Genomic DNA, 16,119 nt, shown 5'->3' with positions numbered 1-16,119 from the left:
GACTCCTTCGTCGGCCGGCGGGCGGAGACCCAGGATATTCGGGCGCACCGACAGCGCGGACGCGGGTACCCCGGGGCCGGCTCGGCGGGTCAGCCGCCGGACCGCAGCGCGGCCAGGACGCGCTGGGCGGTGGCCTCGTCGCGGGCCGCGGTGAACGGCAGGTCGTTGCCGCCCGCGATCCGGAACGGGGCGCCGGACAGGGTGGACTGGACGCCGCCCGCCTCGGTGACCAGGAGCAGGCCCGCGGCGTGGTCCCAGGCCAGCTCCCAGTTGAAGGCGACGGCGTCCTGCGCGCCGCGGGCGACGGCGAGGTATTCGAGCCCGGCCGAGCCGCAGGGGCGGGGGGCGATGCCCTCGGTGCGCAGGCCGAGCAGGGCCCGCTTCTGCGCCTCGGTGGTGTAGTCGGGGTGCGAGGTCGCCACGTCGAGCACGGCGCCGGGGGCGGGCGACCCGGAGCGTATCGGCACGCCGTTGAGCGTGGCGCCCCGGCCGCGTAGGGCGACGGCCATCTCGCCGAGGACGGGTGCGTACGTCCAGGAGGCGTGGACCTCGCCGTGCAGGGCGAGGGCGACCAGGGTGCAGAAGCCGGACTCGCCGCGGACGAACTGGCGGGTGCCGTCGACCGGGTCGACGATCCAGACCGGGGCGTCGCCGCCGAGCGCGTCGTAGACGGCCGGGTCGGCGTGGACGGCCTCCTCGCCGACGACGACCGAGCCGGGCAGCAGCTTGGTGAGGGCGGCGGTGAGGTGCTCCTCGGCCAGCCGGTCGGCGGCGGTGACCAGGTCGTGCGGGCCGCTCTTCTCGATGATCTCGTGGGCGGCGAGCTTCCGGTGGCGGGGCATGATCTCGGCCGCGGCGGCGGCGCGTACGGCCGCCTCGACGTCGGCCGGCGGCCCGGTGTGCCCGGCGGTCCCGTACAGGAAGTCATCGATCATGGCCCCACCCAATCACGATCGGCCGGCGGGGCGACCACCCACCCAGCCAGTCCGGCATTCCAGCCCGTCCGGCGTTTGAGGACGGAAGCCTGGGGTGGGCGGGCCCGCAGTCGGCAGGGCCCCGAGGCACAGGACCCCTACGAGCGCGCCGAACACCCCCGTAAAGGTTCCGTCCTCAAACGCCGGACGGGCTGAAAGGGCCCGGTCCTCAGCTTCCGGGGCCGTGGCCGGAGACCGAGACCAGCAGGACGCGGGTGCCGGGACTGGTCGCGCGCCAGCGGTGCCGCACTCCGCCGGTGAGGTAGAGCGTGTCACCGCGCTCCAGCCGGTAGCTGCGGCCGTCCGCCTCGACCTCGGCCGTGCCGTCGGCCACGTACATCAACTCGTCGTTGCCGTGCAGGAATTCACGGTCGGCATGCTGGGCGCCGGTGAACTCCAGGGCGTGCATCTGGTGGTTGCCGCGGACCAGCGGGCGCACCCCCGTATCGGCGGCGAGGCCCGAGTCGTCCTTGGCGCGGACGACGTCGACGGACCGGTCCGTGGCGCTGGAGGCGGCCAGGAGTTCGACGGCGGTGGTCCGCAGTCCGTCGGCGATGCGCTGCAGGGACCGCATGCTGGGCCGCGCGCGCTCGTTCTCGATCTGGCTGAGGAAGGGGACCGAGAGGCCGCTGCGCTCGGCGACCACGGCCAGCGTCAGATCGAGGGCCCTTCGACGCTGGCGCACGGCGTTGCCGAGTCCGGCGCCCGGCTCACCGGGCGCCGTCCGCCCGCCGCCGTCCGGCCGCGTATCGCTCATGATCTTGTCTCCTCCCCGGGGGCAGCCACCTTACGCAGGGGCGCGGGAGGTTTCGTACGCCCGTCACACCGCTGACACACTCCGCCCCTAGCTTCAAAGGAGTTCGACTCCATCAAAGAAACTTTGATCCTCTGAAGCGAGGTTGTTGTGTCCACCGTCGACCAGAATCAGCGCCGCCGCCGCGGCACCGGTCTCATCGCTCTCGACGCCGAGAAGGCCTTCGATGGCTATACGCTCTTCGCCCCGCTCACCGGCGGCGGCGCGGTGCATCTGATCGATCTGCGCGGCGAGGACGCGCACACCTGGCGGCTGCCGTACCGGCCCGGCCGGCACGCCCGGATCCTGCCCGGCGGGAATCTCGCGTACAACGGCGTGCTGCCCGGCGAGAAGGCGCTCTTCCCGATGTGGCACAAGTACCGGGGCGGCGTCCTCGGCGTGTACGCCCCCGACGGTACGCCCCTGCGCGAGTACCGCGATCCGCTCCAGCACCACGACGCGCACCACCTGGACGACGGCGGAATCCTCTACACCGCGCTCGAACCCCTCACCGGCGCGGAGGCCGACGGGGTGCGCGGCGGGGTGCCCGGCTCGGAGGCGGCGGGCGGCGTCGTGTGGGCGGACACCATCAAGCAGGTGGACGCCGAGGGGCGGGAGGTGTGGTCGTGGAGCGCCCGCGAGCATCTCGACCGGGAGACGTTCGCCCTGCATCCGGACTACGCGCGCGAGCACTGGCCGCTCGTCAACTCGGTCACACCGCTGGCGGACGGCAACATCCTGGCGAGCCTGCGCAGCGTGTCGGCGGTCGTCGTGATCAGCCGCGCGACCGGGGAGATCCTGTGGCGCACCGCGCCCGGCACCGTCTCGCAGCAGCACCATCCCACCGAACTGCCAGGCGGCAACGTCCTCGTCTTCGACAACGGCGTCTTCCGCCCGGGGCACGACGTGCCGTACTCGCGGGTGATCGAGATCGACCGCACCGGAGAGATCGCGTGGGAGTACCACGACCCCGCCCGCGAGTCCTTCTTCGCACCGTTCATGGGATCGGCCCAACGCCTCCCGAACGGGAACACCCTGGTGACCGACTCCCCGGCGGGCCGGCTGTTCGAGGTCACCGCCGAAGGGCTGGTGGTGTGGGAGTACGTCGTCCCGTACTTCGGCGGCTACGAGGAGGCCGAGGTGCGCGGTCTGTTCCCGGCCGAGCCGAACGCGGTCTTCCGGTCCTACCGTTACGCGGCCGACGAACTGCCCTGGCTGGAGGCCGGACGGTGACGGCGACGATCGCACCCGCCGACGAACGGGTCCCTGTCGGGCGGCTGGTTCCGCTCGCCCTCCAGCACGTGCTGGCGATGGCCGCCGCTCCCGTGTCGACCGTCTTCCTCACGGCCACCGCCCTGCGGCTGAGCCCGGCGGAGACGGCTTCGGTGCTCAGCGCGGTCCTCGTCCTGTGCGGGGCCGGATCGCTGCTCCAGTCGCTCGGCGTCGGGAACGTCGGGGCCCGGCTGCCGTTCATCATGCTGCCGGGCGGGGCCGCCACCGCGCTGTTCATCCAGATCTCCGCCGATCACGGCCCGGCCGTGGCCAGCGGCTCGGTGCTCCTCGCGGCCGTCCTGCTGCTGGCCGTGGTTCCGCTGTACGGCCGGATCGTGCGGCTCTTCCCGCCGCTGGTGATGGGCGTGACAGTGCTGCTGATCGGGATCGCCATGGTGCGGGTGGCCGCGCAGCTGATCACCGGACCGACCGGGGAGGCGGCGCGCGGCGCGGTCGTCCTGGCGGGCGTCACGGTGGCGGTCACGCTGACGGCGTACCTCTTCCTGCGCGGTGTGTGGCGGCAGAGCGCGGTGCTCATCGGCATGGCGGCGGGCACCGCCATCGCGGTGGTCAGCGGGCTCGGCACGTTCAGCCCGGCCCCGGGCAGCGGCTTCTCGCTCCCGGCGCTCTTCCCGTACGGGACACCGCGGTTCGACGTCCTCGCCGCGCTGCCGCTCCTCGTCTTCAGCCTCAGTACGCTCGCCGAGATCACCGGCCAGACCGTCCTCAACAGCGAGACCTCGGGGCGGAAACCGGATCCCGGCCGTGATGTGCCGAGGGTCGCCCGCGCCGACGCGCTGATGTCGCTCTTCGCCGGAACGCTGGGCGCGTCGCTGATGGTGACCAGCTCCGAGAACATCGGCATCAGCCGGCTGACCGGGGTCCGCAGCCGCTTCGTGACGGCGGCGGCCGGCGGTCTCCTCGTCGCCGTGGGGCTCCTCTCCCCGCTCTCCCGTGCGGTCGCCGGACTGCCGCCCGCCGTGGTCGGGGGTTCCGCGCTCGTCGTGTACGCGGTCATCGCCGTGATGGGCGTCCAGATGCTCGCCCGGTCCGAACTGGCCGAGCGGAGCCACTCGATGATCGCGGCGCTCGCCCTGGCCGTGGGGCTGCTGCCGATCGTCGCCCCGCACCTCTACGACGGCTTCCCCGGCTGGATCCGTACGCTCCTGGGGTCCGGGGTCGTCGCGGGAACACTGGCGGCCGTCCTGCTGCACGCCCTCTTCGCCGTCGCCGACCGGCCGCGCGCCACCACCGGCTCCCCGACGGGGACGGCCTCCGGTGTGACGGCGGCGCCGGAGGCCGGGGACAGCTGACGCGGGCCGTACGGCGGACCGGGGGCCGGGGCCGGCGCCCGGTCCTGGCGTCAGCCGGTCCTGCGGGGCTGGGCGGCGATGACGGCGGCCTGGACGCGGCGCTCGACGCCGAGCTTCGCCAGGATCCGGGAGATGTTGTTCTTGACCGTCTTCTCCGCGAGGTAGAGCCTCAGTCCGATCTCCCGGTTGGTGAGTCCCTCGCCGATGAGCACGAGGATCTCCTGCTCCCGGGGCGTCAGCGCCCCGACGCCCGAGGGGCGTTCCTCCTGGGCCGCGCCGTCCCGGAGCCGGGCCATCACGCGGGCGGTGGCCCCGGGGTCGAGCATCGATCGGCCCGAGGCGACCGTGCGTACGGCCTGGACCAGGTCCGTGCCCGTGATCTGCTTCAGCACATAGCCGGACGCGCCCGCCACGATGGCGTCGAGCAGCGCCTCCTCGTCGTCGAAGGAGGTGAGCATCAGACAGGCGAGGCCGGGCATCCGGGAGCGCAGTTCGCGGCAGACGCTGACGCCGTCCCCGTCGGGCAGCCGCACGTCCAGCACGGCGACCTGGGGCCGCAGGGCGGGGATGCGCGCGAGCGCCTGTTCCACGGTGCCCGCCTCGCCGACGACGGTCAGGTCCGGCTCGGCGTCCAGCAGATCGTGCACGCCGCGGCGCACCACTTCGTGGTCGTCGAGGAGGAACACCGTCACCGGCGTCTTCCCGGCCGGATCCGCTGCGTTGTCGGTCATCTCACGCTCCGTCATCGGTGAAGGGCATCCGCCGCGGCGGATGCCCCCGATGGTGCCGTACCGGCGGACCGCTCGAACAGGGCCGGTCGGCCCTCATCGAGACCGCATATTCCGCGGGTCCGCTCAACGGGGAGCGGGTCCGTCGAGCGGGGCGCGCCAGAGGAGCCGGCTGCCTCCGCCGTCCGGAGTGGAGATCTCCAGGGAGCCGCCGGCCCGGCGGGCGCGTTCGGCCAGGTTGTCCAGCCCGCTGCGGCGGCCCTGCTCCGGGATGCCCCGCCCGTTGTCGGTGACCGTCAGACACACGTCGTCCGCGGTGGCCTTCAGGCTGACCTCGACCCGGGTGGCGTGGGCGTGCCGGGCCGCGTTGCTGAGGAGTTCCCCGAGCGCCGCCACCACGTGTTCCGCCGTGTCGAGCGGTACGTCGGTGTCGAGCAGGCCCTCCATGCTCAGCCGGGGCGGAAAGCCCAGCGAGGTCACCGCGTCCCCCACGGCGCGGGAGGCGCGGGCCCGCAGGCTGGTCGCGGGGCCCGCGTCCCGGGCCCGCAGGCCGAAGATGGTGGACCTGATGATCTTGATGGTCTCGTCCAGGTCGTCGACGGCCCGGCTCACCCGCTCGGCGGCCCCGGTGTGCTCGATCAGCCGGGCCGCGCTCTGGAGCGTCATGCCGGTCGCGAACAGCCGCTGGATCGCCAGGTCGTGGAGGTCGCGGGCGATCCGGTCGCGGTCCTCCAGGAGGGCCACCTCCTCGGCGTCCCGCCGCCGTTCGCCCAGTTCCAGGGCGAGCGCCGCCTGCCCCGCGAAAGCGAGCAGCGGCTCCAGCTCGGCCTCCGAGAAGACGGGTTCGCCGGCTGCGCGGGCCAGCAGCAGGACCCCCGCACCGGCCGTCCCCAGCGGCACGGCGACCGCCGGCCCCGGACCGGCGGCGCGATGCGGGTCGTCGCGGAAACGGGGGTCCTTGCCCAGGCAGACGGACACCTCGGGCTTCCCGGATGCCGCGACCGCGCCGGGCAGCGTCCCCTCGGCCGGAATGACCAGCCCCTGGAGGGCCTCGTCGCCCGCGGACAGCTCCACGACCAGGTCGCCCGTGCCCTCGACGGACACGGTCACGGTCACGAGGCAGGCCCCGGTGATCTCGCCCGCGCGCCGGGCGATCAGCTCCGTCACGTCCTGCGGGACGTCGCCCTGGAAGAGCCGGTGGGTGACCTCGGCCCCGGCCCGCAGCCAGTGCTGCTGGCGCTGCGAACTCTCGTACAGGCGGGCGTTGTCGATCGCCACGCCCGCGGCCACCGCCAGGGTGGTGATGACGGACTCGTCCTCCTCGTCGAAGTCCAGCCCACCGCGTTTGTCCGTGAGGTAGAGGTTCCCGAACACCTCGTCCCGCACCCGGATGGGCACGCCGAGGAACGTGCGCATCGGCGGGTGATGCTCAGGGAACCCGAACGACGCCCGGTGCGAGCCCAGTTCGCTCAGGCGCAGCGGCTCCGGGTGCCGGATCAGTTCGCCCAGCAGCCCGTGGCCGGACGGCAGCGGGCCGATCCGCGCCCGCTGTTCCTCCGTCAGACCCGAGGTGAGGAACTGCGACAGGCTCCGCCCGTCCGGACCGACCACGCCCAGCGCGCCGTACTCCGCGTCGACCAGCTGCGCCCCGGCCTCGACGATACGGCGCAGCACCTGGGACAGGTCGAGCTCCCGGCCCACGGAGACGACGGCCTCCAGCAGGCTGTGCACCCGGTCCCTGGTTCCCCTGGCCGTGTGGATCCTCGCCTGGAGCTCCTCCAGCAGTTCGTCCAGTCGCATCTGCGGCATCCGCGACAGCGGCGGCTCCACTCCCACAGCGCATTCCCCTCCGCTTCCCCCCGACGCCCCGGCGCCTTCCTGGCGCAACTCTAGAGGGTGCCCCGCCCGTCGCCCCGGGGCCGGGAAGGACCGGACCCGGCGCGAAGGACCGGACCCGTACCGCCGGGAGGGGCGGGCAGGGACGTTCAGTCCCCGGGCCGGGACCCGGCCGGGCCTCGCGCGGCGGCGGGGACGGCGCGAGGCTGGGACCGACCAGGCGGACCGACCCCGGGGGCAGGACATGCGCGAGCACACAGTGGGCGAGGTGATGACCCGTACGGTCGTCACGGTCGGCCCCGGCACCCCGGCCCGGCAGGTGGCCCGGCTCCTCGACCGCCACCGGATCGGCGCGGTGCCCGTGCTGGACGCGGAGGACCGGGTCGTGGGCGTGGTCTCCCGCGGGGACGTGACGGGCGGCCCCGGGGGTGCGGCCGCCGACGGGCCGGGGGGCGTGGTCGCCGCCCGGCACCTGATGACGACTCCCGCGATCACGATCCACCCGGAGCAGCGGGTGAAGGACGCGGCACGGGTGATGGAGCGGCGGCGCGTCGACCGGCTCCCCGTGGTGGACCCGGAGGACCGGCTGATCGGCATCACCACCCGCCGCGATCTCCTGCGGGTCTTCCTCCGTACGGACGAGGAGGTGCGGACCGACGTCATCGGGACGGTGCGTGCCGCGCTCCCCGGGCCGGGCCCCGGCGGGGTGTGCGTGTCGGTACGCGACGGCCTGGTCACACTCACCGGTTCGGCGGACCCGGCGCGGCTGCCCGCTCTCGTCGCCCGCCTCTGGCGTGTCGACGGAGTCACGGGGGTGCTCAACAGGCTCGGTCCGTCGACGGGTTGACCACTGCGGCGCCGAAGCGCCTCGAACGCCCCACCACGCGCCGATGCCCGCCCCCGGTGTCGGGGGCGGGCATCGGCGGCGGGCCGTCAGGCGTGCGGGACGACGGCGACGGGGCAGCGCGCGTGGTGCAGCACCGCGTGGGCGGCCGAACCGATACGGGTGCCGATCGGCGACCGCCGGGCCCGCCGGCCGACCACCATCAGCCGCGCCTGCGGGGACGCCTCGACCAGTACCTGTCCCGCGCTGCCCAACTGGACGTCCTCCAGGACCTTCACATCGGGGTACCGCTCCCGCCAGGGGGCCAGGGCCGCGCGCAGCGCCTCACGCTCGAAGGGCTCCAGCCCGCCCGAGGCGTCGGCGAGGGCCAGCGAGGCGCTCCAGGTGTAGACGGGCGGCAGGCTCCAGGCCCGTACGGCCCGCAGCGGCGCCCCGCGCAGCGCCGCGGCCTCGAAGGCGAAGCCGAGTACGTCCGCGCTGTCCTCCGGGGACCCCTGCTGGCCGACGACCACCTCACCGCTCTCCCGGGGCGTGCCCTCGCCCTCGTCGGCCCGTACGGAGACGACCGGCCCCTTGGCGGAGCCGAGCACCTGCTGACCGTAGGAGCCGAGCAGGAAGCCGAGCAGCGCGCCGTGGCCCCGGGTTCCCAGGCACAGGACGGCGGCGCGTTCGGCCTCGGCCGTCAGCGCCACGACGGGCGTCTCGGGCAGCACCTTCGTGGTGACGGTGAGCTGCGGATACCTGCTGGTCACGTGCTCCTCGGCCGCGTGCAGAACCGCACGGGCCGCCTGCTCCTCCGCGTCCCGGTCCTGCACGAGCGGGACGTCCAGCGGCTGCCAGAGCCAGGCGTGCACGATGCGCAGCGGAAGCCCTCGCAGCGTCGCCTCGCGCGCCGCCCAGTCGGCCGCCGCCAGGCTCTCCGGCGAACCGTCCACTCCTGCGACTACGGGCCGGATCATGGTCTACCTCCGTGTGTGTGGGTGCGGTCCGGCGCTTCGGCCGGCCGCTGATGTCAGCTTCTCGGGGGATCACCGCCCTGGTGCAGGGCCGTTCGGCCCTGCACCAGGGCCCGTTGGGCACGGCGGGGCGGTCAGAGGAGCCAGCGCCGTCCGCGGACGAGGGGCAGGCGCTCCCAGGTCCGGCCCAGCCCCCAGGTGCGGCCCGCCGACGCGACGGCCAGCAGGACGAGGACAGCGGCGTAGAGCACGTGATAGTCGATGAGCGGATTCGTCGACATGCTGGGGGTGCCGTCGGACAGGTGCCGGGCGGGCGGCCATTCCGCGGCCCACATCAGGGCCATCATCACGGTGCCCGCGACGGCCGTGGGGCGCAGGGCGACGCCCGCCGCCAGTGCGAGGCCGATGCCGAGCAGCCCGAGCATGAAGGCCCAGTCGGCCCAGGTCTGACCCGCCCAGGCATGGAACGTGGACTCCAGCGGGCCGACCGCCACTCCGCTCAGGAAGCCCTGGGTGGGCGATCCGCCCTCGACCCAGGCCCGCTCCGCCGGAGTGGCGTACCCCCAGCCGAAGGCCTTGTCGAAGAAGGCCCACAGGAAGGTGAACGCGGTCAGGAAGCGCAGCACGGCGGTGGCTCGCCCGAACGCCGTACCGTCTCCCCCGGCCGCGCGGGTCCCCCCGGCGCCACCGCTCTCGCCGGTCGTCACGCCCGTTCGTTCCGGCGTCTCGTGGTGCAGTGCCATCGCCCTCAACCCCTCAGCTCCGTCACGCCGTTGCGTGTACGGCAACCACCGTGGCGGCGATGGAGGGCGTGGGCGGAGAGCCCGAGGTCCCGCACCGGGGGCCGAACAGCCCTGATTCCGGGGGACGTTCGGCAAGAAGAACCGGTGGCGGTCCCCTCACCAGGCGCGGGCGGCCCCGGTCAGCAGATCCCGCACCCGCGCCACCTGGGGGTTGACGGCGGAGCCGGGGCGCTGCACCAGGTACGCGGTGTTGATCGGCGGGTCCTCGGGGGCGTACAGCTCGACGAGGGCGCCCGAGGCGAGTTCGTCCGCGCAGAGGTAGCGCGGCAGCACCGTGAAGCCGGCCCCCGCCACCACGGCGGCGAGCACCCCGCGCAGGTCGGGGACGGTGACGGCGGCCCGGCAGTCGAGGCGGCGGCCGAAGACGTGGCGCCAGTAGCGGCGGGCGATGGGCAGATCCTCGGCGTACGTCACCAGCGGCAGGCCGTGCAGCGCGCCCGGGCCCTCGGCCGCGATGCGCTCCGGTCCTCCGGTCCGGGCGGCCCAGTGCGGGGCGGCCGTCAGAACGAACTCCTCGTCCATCAGCGGCACCGCGGACAGCGTCCGGCCGCGCGGCCGGGTGGTCGCGATGACCAGGTCGTGGCGGCCCGCGCGCAGCTCGTCCAGGAGCGGATCGGTGAGCCCGGTCGCGGCGCGCAGCAGCAGCCCGTCCGCGACCAGCGGGGCCAGCGCGGGCAGCACCCGCAGGCACATCAGCTCGGCGGGGCCCGCCAGATGGACGGGGGCGGCCGGGCGCTCACCGGCCGGGACCGTATCGCCCGTGACCTCGGCGAGGGCGTCCAGCGGGGCGACGATCCGGGCCGCCAGCTCGTCCGCGTACGGCGACGGGGCGACCCCGCGCGGCAGCCGCTCGAACAGCTCCCGGCCCACCTGCCGCTCCAGGGCGCGCATCTGGGCGGTGACCGTGGGCTGGGACAGGCCGAGCAGCCGGGCGGCGGCGGTGAAGGACCCCGACCGGTGCACGGCGAGGAAGGTGCGCAGCAGATTCAGATCGGCCGGACCCGGCGGAGCGTCCGCCGGACGGCCCAGCCCGGCGAACCCATCAGGATCCTTATTTCTCATAGCTGCCAGCCTATTGGAAACCTATGGGTGATCCGTCCTACGGTCGCATGAGTCAGCCCTCACCGGGACTCCCCCGCACACGCTCGATCCCGCACACACTTCTCTCGACCTACGGAGACGTACGACATGGCAAAGATCCTTTTCGTGGTGACCGGCGCGGACCACTGGACCCTGGCGGACGGCACGAAACACCCCACGGGTTTCTGGGCCGAGGAGGCCGTGACCCCGTACGAGACCCTCACGGCGGCCGGTCACGAGGTGGTCGTCGCCACCCCGGGCGGCGTCGTCCCGACCGTGGACCGAGGCAGCCTGGCTCCCGAGTTCAACGGCGGCCGGGAAGGGGCCGACCGGGTCGCCGCCGCACTGGACGGGTTCGAGGAGCTGCGGCGGCCCGTCGCACTGGAGGACGTGGACCTGGACGCGTACGACGCGGTCTTCTACCCCGGCGGCCACGGCCCGATGGAGGACCTCGCGGTGAACGAGGCCTCCGGCCGGCTGCTCGCCGACACGCTGGCCTCGGGCAAGCCGCTCGGCGTGGTCTGCCACGGTCCGGCGGCCCTGCTGGCCGCGACCGGCCCCGACGGCGCGAACGCGTTCGCCGGGTACCGGCTGACCGGCTTCACCAACACCGAGGAGACCCAGGCGGGCCTCGCGGAGAAGGCCAAGTGGCTGCTCCAGGACCGGCTGGTGGAGCTGGGCGCGGACTTCCAGGAGGGCGAGCCCTGGGCCCCGTTCATCATCACCGACCGGAACCTGATCACCGGTCAGAACCCGGCCTCCTCCGCCCCGTTGGCCGCCGAACTGCTCAACCGGCTCGGCTGACGGAAGCCGCGAGGCTGCAGGCCCCGCCCGTTCAGACCCAGTCCCGCCGTGCGGGCGGCTCGCAGAGTTCCAGCACGACCGCGCCCGTCTCCGGCTCATCCCCGGAGACGGGCCGCACGCGCGCTCCGACCGTCACCAGATGCGGTGCCGCCCCCACGATCTGACAGCGGAAGACGAACCCTTCGGAGAACCGCACCAGCGACTCGTTGCGCGCGGCCTCGGTGTAGCGGTGGACCACGGCGGTGCGGACGACCACGCCGTGGCCGGTGGTGCGTTCAGGCTCCAGTTCGCTCGACGCGCACACCGGGCACAGCAACCGCCGGAACGAGGCGGTGCCGCACCAACGGCAGCGGTGGTAGGAGAGGCCGCACTCCTCGTGCGCCTTCTGGACGGTGCCCATTCCTGTCTGGGACACGGCTCGACCCCCTGCGCTCGACTCGGACGCGCCGCACCTGCACTGCCGGCGCGTCCGCACCATATGGCACTCAGTGCCGGACAGTAAAGGCACTGAGTGCCCATTGGTACACGGTTCTCGCCGCCGCGGCGCTCAGTTCTCGCCGACGGCGGCCTCGATCTGCTGCACGACGCGCCACATCGGAGTCCCTTTCCGCGCCACCATCACGACCACCTCACCGTCGGCGGAGACGGGCAGCGAAGCGGCCGCCCCGGCCGCCTCCACCGCCTCCCGCTCCGGCCGCGCCGAGACCGGGACCACCTCGTCGACGGGTCGCGCCCACACCTCGCGCACCAGGTCGAGCGCATGGTCGACGGCCTCCTCGGGGTCGCCCTCGCCACCCGAACGCAGCCACAGCCGCAGCCCGTTGTTGTGCGCGGCGACCACGGACGCGGCGATCACCTCGGCCCGCAGCTCCCCGTCGCCGCCCTCGCCGAACCGGCCCCGCAGATGCCCGGCGAGGGTCTGCTCGTAACGGCGCACCACGGACAGCTCGTACGTCCGCAGCCCCGGCACCTCCCGGGTGAGGCGGTAGCGCTGCACGGAGAACTCGGGGTTGGCCGCGTACATCCGCAGCACGATGCGCGCGGCGTCGCACACCGCGCCGACCGGGTCGCTGTCGTCGACGGCCGCCAGGAACTCGGTCATCTCGGCGAGGCAGCGCTCGTGGTCCGGGAAGACCGCGTCCTCCTTCGACGGGAAGTAGCGGAAGAACGAGCGCCGCCCCACCCCCGCCCGGGCCACGATGTCGTCCACGGTCGTCCGCTCGAAGCCCCGCTCCAGGAACAGCTGGAAGGCCGCCTGGGCGAGCACCTCCCGCATGGGTGCCTTCTTCTCGGGTCCTCGCGCCTCGCTCATGCGGCGAAACGTAGCACCGGAACGGCACTTTTGGCACTGGGTACCTTTACAGAGGGTACTGAGTGCCATATTGTCGTCACCACTACGAACGACACCCAGGTGGGACCACACCCAGGTAGGCAGGAGAGCCGGCGTGAGCTTGAGGATCGTTGTCTGTGTGAAGTACGTGCCCGACGCGACCGGTGACCGGCATTTCGCCGATGACCTGACGCTGGACCGTGAGGATGTCGACGGTCTGTTGTCGGAGCTGGACGAGTACGCGGTCGAGCAGGCGTTGCAGATCGCTGACGAGGCTGATGATGCGGAGATCACCGTGGTGACGGTGGGTCCGGAGGATGCCAAGGACGCGTTGCGCAAGGCGTTGTCGATGGGTGCGGACAAGGCGGTTCACGTCGAGGACGACGATCTGCACGGCACGGACGTGATCGGCACGTCGCTGGTGCTGGCGAAGGCTGTGGAGAAGACCGGCTATGACCTGGTGATCTGCGGTATGGCCTCCACGGACGGTGTGATGGGTGTGCTCCCCGCCCTCCTGGCGGAGCGTCTGGGTGTGCCGCAGGTGACGCTGCTCTCCGAGGTTGCGGTCGCGGAGGGTGTGGTGACGGGGCGTCGTGACGGTGACACCGCCTCGGAGCAGCTGGAAGCGTCGTTGCCCGCGGTGGTGTCGGTGACCGACCAGTCGGGTGAGGCGCGCTACCCGTCGTTCAAGGGGATCATGGCGGCGAAGAAGAAGCCGGTCGAGTCGCTGGATCTGGAGGATCTGGGTCTGGAGGCGGACGAGGTGGGTCTGGCGGGTGCGTGGACCGCGGTCGACTCCGCCACGGAGCGTCCGGCGCGTACGGCGGGCACGATCGTGAAGGACGAGGGTGAGGGCGGCAAGCAGCTCGCCGAGTTCCTCGCGGGCCAGAAGTTCATCTAGCCCGCATGTTCCTTCCTGCTGTTCCTCTCTGTGTGTTCTTCTCGTCTGGAGTGCGTTGTCATGGCTGAAGTTCTTGTTCTGGTCGATCATGTGGACGGTGCGGTCCGTAAGCCCACGCTGGAGTTGCTGACGCTGGCGCGTCGGATCGGTGACCCGGTCGCGGTGGCGCTGGGTGCGGGTGCTCAGGCGACCGCTGGTGTGCTGGGTGAGCACGGTGCGGTGAAGGTGCTGGTCTCGGAGGCGTCGGAGTTCGCGGACTATCTGGTGGTTCCGAAGGTCGATGCGCTGCAGGCCGCGTTCGAGGCGGTCTCGCCGGTGGCGGTTTTGGTGGTGTCCTCCGCGGAGGGCAAGGAGATCGCCGCGCGTCTCGCGCTGCGGGTCGGGTCGGGGATCATCACCGACGCCACCGATCTGGAGGCCGGTGGGGAGGGTGTCGTGGCGACGCAGGCCGCGTTCGCCGCTTCGTACACCACGAAGTCCCGGGTCTCCAAGGGTGTACCGGTGATCACCGTCAAGCCGAACTCCGCCCCCGTGGAGCCCGCCGCTGCCGCCGGTACCGTCGAGACCTTGTCGGTGTCGTTCGGTGAGGGGGCGACGGGCACGAAGGTGACCGCGCGCACGCCGCGTGAGTCGACGGGGCGCCCTGAGCTGACCGAGGCGGCGATCGTGGTCTCGGGTGGGCGTGGGGTCAACGGGGCGGAGAACTTCCCCGTGATCGAGGCGCTCGCGGACTCCCTGGGTGCCGCGGTGGGTGCGTCGCGTGCGGCGGTGGACGCGGGCTGGTATCCGCACACCTCGCAGGTCGGGCAGACGGGTAAGTCGGTCTCGCCGCAGCTGTACATCGCTTCGGGTATCTCGGGGGCGATCCAGCACCGGGCGGGTATGCAGACCTCGAAGACGATCGTCGCGATCAACAAGGACGCCGAGGCGCCGATCTTCGAACTCGTCGACTACGGCGTCGTCGGCGACCTCTTCGCCGTCGTTCCCCAGCTCACCGAAGAGATCAACACCCGCAAGGGCTGACCTTCGGCGAACAGAACCGCTCCGGGCCGCACGGTGAACCCACCGTGCGGCCCGTCCGCGTTCTCAGCGTCGTTCTTCTTCGGTCGCACATGACGCCGTGTCGACGTCCTCGCGGTCCTGGGCTCCGAGGCCGAACGTGGTGAAGGCCGTGCGCTCGGGCAGCGGATAGAACTCCTTGCCCGTCAGCGCGTTGACGATCACGGCGGAGCGCCAGGCGGCCAGGCCCAGGTCCGGTGCGCCGACGCCGTGCGTGTGCCGTTCGGCGTTCTGCACGAAGACGGAACCGGCGATCTCCGGTGCGAGGACGAGCCGTTGGGCCGCGTCGACCTGCGGACGCCCGGCCCCGTCGCGGACGATGTACGGGTCGAGAGCGGCGAGCAGGGTGTCGACGGGGCGCTCCCGGTAGCCGGTGGCGAGGACGACGGCGTCGGTGACGAGCCGGCCCCGCGTCTCCTGCTGGCCGTGCTCCACGCTCAGTTCGATGCGCCCCTCCCCGGTGGTGGCCGCGCCGGTGACCTCGATGCCGGGGGTCAGTGTGACGTCGGGCCAGCCGCCGCCGAGGCTGCGCCGGTACAGCTCGTCGTGGATGTCTCCGAGCGTGTCCCCGCTGACGCCCTTGTACAGCTGCCACTGCCGGGGCAGGAGCCGGTCCCGGGTGGCCTGCGGAAGTCCGTGGAAGTAGCGGGTGTAGTCGGGGGTGAACTGCTCCAGGCCGATCTTGCTGTACTCCATGGGCGCGAACGCGGGCGTACGGGCCAGCCAGGTCAGCCCCTCCGCCCCCTCGGGCCGGGCCCGCAGCAGGTCCAGCAGGACTTCGGCGCCCGACTGGCCCGAGCCGACGACGGTGATGTGACGGGCGGCCAGCAGCCGGTCCCGCTGGGCGAGGTAGTCCGCGGAGTGCAGCACGACGGCAGCCGGATCCTGGACCAACTCCCGCAGTGGCTCCGGTACATGCGGTGCCGTGCCGACGCCCAGGGCGAGGTTGCGGGCGTGGGTGAGCCCGGTCGACAGGGGCTTCCCGTCCGGGTCCAGCCGGGTGAACTCCACGGCGAACGCGCCCTGTCCGGGGTCCCAGGCCACCGTGTCGACGCGGTGGCCGAAGCGGGTGGCGGGGAGTTCGGTGCTCACCCAGCGCAGATAGCTGTCGAACTCGGAGCGGTGGATGTGGAAGCGCTCGGCGAAGTAGAAGGGGAAGAGCCTGCGGCGGATCTTGATGTAGTTGAGGTAGGACCAGGGGCTGGTGGGCTCGACCAGGCTCACCAGGTCGGCCAGGAACGGTACTTGGAGGGTCGCTCCCTCGATGAGCAGCCCGGGGTGCCAGTGGAAGGCGGCGCGCTGTTCGTGGAAGACGGTGCGCAGGCCCGGTACACCGTCGGCGAGCGCGGCGAGCGAGAGGTTGAAGGGCCCCGCCCCCACTCCCAGAAGATCGAGGGGCGGCGTGCGCGGTCCGGGCGTCATCGGG

At 72.8% G+C, this 16,119-nt stretch carries 16 protein-coding genes; 6 read left to right on the top strand and 10 right to left on the bottom strand.

The window, feature by feature from the left end; genetic code table 11:
- Positions 1-89: 89 nt before the first annotated feature.
- Both ACSMXR_RS31380 and ACSMXR_RS31375 read right to left on the bottom strand, forming a co-directional pair.
- Complete coding sequence (locus ACSMXR_RS31380; RefSeq protein ID WP_473170412.1) at positions 90-935, bottom strand: inositol monophosphatase family protein; 846 nt, start codon at positions 933-935, stop codon at positions 90-92.
- Between the two features lie 208 nt (positions 936-1,143).
- A complete protein-coding gene (locus ACSMXR_RS31375; RefSeq protein ID WP_137229009.1) occupies positions 1,144-1,731 on the bottom strand; it encodes a helix-turn-helix domain-containing protein in 588 nt (195 codons plus the stop codon).
- Between the two features lie 147 nt (positions 1,732-1,878).
- Between ACSMXR_RS31375 and ACSMXR_RS31370 the strand changes: the two genes are divergently transcribed.
- Positions 1,879-3,000: an arylsulfotransferase family protein gene (locus ACSMXR_RS31370; protein WP_137229011.1), complete on the top strand. Its 1,122-nt coding sequence runs from the start codon at positions 1,879-1,881 to the stop codon at positions 2,998-3,000.
- Positions 2,997-4,352: a uracil-xanthine permease family protein gene (locus tag ACSMXR_RS31365; protein WP_473170411.1), complete on the top strand. Its 1,356-nt coding sequence runs from the start codon at positions 2,997-2,999 to the stop codon at positions 4,350-4,352. The genes ACSMXR_RS31370 and ACSMXR_RS31365 overlap by 4 nt, the downstream gene beginning before the upstream one ends.
- A 50-nt stretch (positions 4,353-4,402) precedes the next feature.
- Here ACSMXR_RS31365 and ACSMXR_RS31360 read toward each other — a convergent pair whose 3' ends face one another.
- Both ACSMXR_RS31360 and ACSMXR_RS31355 read right to left on the bottom strand, forming a co-directional pair.
- The gene (locus ACSMXR_RS31360) at positions 4,403-5,083 is read right to left on the bottom strand and encodes a response regulator (protein WP_170994397.1); all 681 of its coding nucleotides are present in this window, start codon (positions 5,081-5,083) and stop codon (positions 4,403-4,405) included.
- Between the two features lie 123 nt (positions 5,084-5,206).
- Positions 5,207-6,889, bottom strand: coding sequence for a sensor histidine kinase (locus ACSMXR_RS31355; protein ID WP_473170410.1), 1,683 nt, complete (start codon positions 6,887-6,889; stop codon positions 5,207-5,209).
- 271 nt (positions 6,890-7,160) lie between these two features.
- On the opposite strand from ACSMXR_RS31355, the gene ACSMXR_RS31350 reads away from it, so the two are divergent.
- Positions 7,161-7,763, top strand: a complete 603-nt coding sequence (locus tag ACSMXR_RS31350) for a CBS domain-containing protein (RefSeq protein ID WP_170994398.1) — start codon at positions 7,161-7,163, stop codon at positions 7,761-7,763.
- An 86-nt stretch (positions 7,764-7,849) separates the two neighbouring features.
- On the opposite strand, the gene ACSMXR_RS31345 is transcribed toward ACSMXR_RS31350, so the two are convergent.
- From ACSMXR_RS31345 to ACSMXR_RS31335, 3 genes are all read right to left on the bottom strand, one after another.
- A complete protein-coding gene (locus ACSMXR_RS31345; RefSeq protein ID WP_376186156.1) occupies positions 7,850-8,719 on the bottom strand; it encodes a universal stress protein in 870 nt (289 codons plus the stop codon).
- Between the two features lie 131 nt (positions 8,720-8,850).
- On the bottom strand, positions 8,851-9,459 hold the full coding sequence (locus ACSMXR_RS31340) for a hypothetical protein (RefSeq protein ID WP_473170409.1): 609 nt from the start codon (positions 9,457-9,459) through the stop codon (positions 8,851-8,853).
- Positions 9,460-9,615: 156 nt separating this feature from the next.
- The gene (locus ACSMXR_RS31335) at positions 9,616-10,581 is read right to left on the bottom strand and encodes a LysR family transcriptional regulator (RefSeq protein WP_137229021.1); all 966 of its coding nucleotides are present in this window, start codon (positions 10,579-10,581) and stop codon (positions 9,616-9,618) included.
- A 126-nt stretch (positions 10,582-10,707) separates the two neighbouring features.
- Here ACSMXR_RS31335 and ACSMXR_RS31330 point away from each other — a divergent pair, with 126 nt between their 5' ends.
- A complete protein-coding gene (locus ACSMXR_RS31330; protein WP_473170408.1) occupies positions 10,708-11,403 on the top strand; it encodes a type 1 glutamine amidotransferase domain-containing protein in 696 nt (231 codons plus the stop codon).
- A gap of 31 nt (positions 11,404-11,434) precedes the next feature.
- On the opposite strand, the gene ACSMXR_RS31325 is transcribed toward ACSMXR_RS31330, so the two are convergent.
- Both ACSMXR_RS31325 and ACSMXR_RS31320 read right to left on the bottom strand, forming a co-directional pair.
- The gene (locus ACSMXR_RS31325; protein ID WP_097915682.1) at positions 11,435-11,803 is read right to left on the bottom strand and encodes a Zn-ribbon domain-containing OB-fold protein; all 369 of its coding nucleotides are present in this window, start codon (positions 11,801-11,803) and stop codon (positions 11,435-11,437) included.
- A 147-nt stretch (positions 11,804-11,950) separates the two neighbouring features.
- Complete coding sequence (locus tag ACSMXR_RS31320; RefSeq protein ID WP_473172469.1) at positions 11,951-12,679, bottom strand: TetR family transcriptional regulator; 729 nt, start codon at positions 12,677-12,679, stop codon at positions 11,951-11,953.
- Positions 12,680-12,848: 169 nt separating this feature from the next.
- Here ACSMXR_RS31320 and ACSMXR_RS31315 point away from each other — a divergent pair, with 169 nt between their 5' ends.
- Both ACSMXR_RS31315 and ACSMXR_RS31310 read left to right on the top strand, forming a co-directional pair.
- Complete coding sequence (locus tag ACSMXR_RS31315; RefSeq protein WP_218527037.1) at positions 12,849-13,634, top strand: electron transfer flavoprotein subunit beta/FixA family protein; 786 nt, start codon at positions 12,849-12,851, stop codon at positions 13,632-13,634.
- Positions 13,635-13,694: 60 nt separating this feature from the next.
- Positions 13,695-14,657 carry an electron transfer flavoprotein subunit alpha/FixB family protein gene (locus ACSMXR_RS31310; RefSeq protein ID WP_381847409.1) on the top strand — a complete coding sequence of 321 codons (963 nt, stop codon included), beginning with the start codon at positions 13,695-13,697 and terminating at the stop codon, positions 14,655-14,657.
- Positions 14,658-14,720: 63 nt separating this feature from the next.
- Here ACSMXR_RS31310 and ACSMXR_RS31305 read toward each other — a convergent pair whose 3' ends face one another.
- A complete protein-coding gene (locus tag ACSMXR_RS31305) occupies positions 14,721-16,115 on the bottom strand; it encodes a lysine N(6)-hydroxylase/L-ornithine N(5)-oxygenase family protein (RefSeq protein ID WP_473170407.1) in 1,395 nt (464 codons plus the stop codon).
- Positions 16,116-16,119: the final 4 nt, after the last annotated feature.

The organism is Streptomyces sp. DSM 106670, from assembly GCF_055792845.1.
Note: the sequence above shows the minus strand (reverse complement) of the source record. Positions and strands in the feature narration are given on the sequence as shown.

What these genes read in the sequence shown, in the direction of transcription:
- ACSMXR_RS31380 (WP_473170412.1), bottom strand. Translation starts at nt 935, where the DNA reads ATGATCGATGACTTCCTGTACGGGACCGCCGGGCACACCGGGCCGCCG.
- ACSMXR_RS31375 (WP_137229009.1), bottom strand. Translation starts at nt 1,731, where the DNA reads ATGAGCGATACGCGGCCGGACGGCGGCGGGCGGACGGCGCCCGGTGAG.
- ACSMXR_RS31360 (WP_170994397.1), bottom strand. Translation starts at nt 5,083, where the DNA reads ATGACCGACAACGCAGCGGATCCGGCCGGGAAGACGCCGGTGACGGTG.
- ACSMXR_RS31355 (WP_473170410.1), bottom strand. Translation starts at nt 6,889, where the DNA reads ATGCCGCAGATGCGACTGGACGAACTGCTGGAGGAGCTCCAGGCGAGG.
- ACSMXR_RS31350 (WP_170994398.1), top strand. Translation starts at nt 7,161, where the DNA reads ATGCGCGAGCACACAGTGGGCGAGGTGATGACCCGTACGGTCGTCACG.
- ACSMXR_RS31345 (WP_376186156.1), bottom strand. Translation starts at nt 8,719, where the DNA reads ATGATCCGGCCCGTAGTCGCAGGAGTGGACGGTTCGCCGGAGAGCCTG.
- ACSMXR_RS31340 (WP_473170409.1), bottom strand. Translation starts at nt 9,459, where the DNA reads ATGGCACTGCACCACGAGACGCCGGAACGAACGGGCGTGACGACCGGC.
- ACSMXR_RS31335 (WP_137229021.1), bottom strand. Translation starts at nt 10,581, where the DNA reads ATGAGAAATAAGGATCCTGATGGGTTCGCCGGGCTGGGCCGTCCGGCG.
- ACSMXR_RS31330 (WP_473170408.1), top strand. Translation starts at nt 10,708, where the DNA reads ATGGCAAAGATCCTTTTCGTGGTGACCGGCGCGGACCACTGGACCCTG.
- ACSMXR_RS31325 (WP_097915682.1), bottom strand. Translation starts at nt 11,803, where the DNA reads ATGGGCACCGTCCAGAAGGCGCACGAGGAGTGCGGCCTCTCCTACCAC.
- ACSMXR_RS31320 (WP_473172469.1), bottom strand. Translation starts at nt 12,679, where the DNA reads ATGCGGGAGGTGCTCGCCCAGGCGGCCTTCCAGCTGTTCCTGGAGCGG.
- ACSMXR_RS31310 (WP_381847409.1), top strand. Translation starts at nt 13,695, where the DNA reads ATGGCTGAAGTTCTTGTTCTGGTCGATCATGTGGACGGTGCGGTCCGT.
- ACSMXR_RS31305 (WP_473170407.1), bottom strand. Translation starts at nt 16,115, where the DNA reads ATGACGCCCGGACCGCGCACGCCGCCCCTCGATCTTCTGGGAGTGGGG.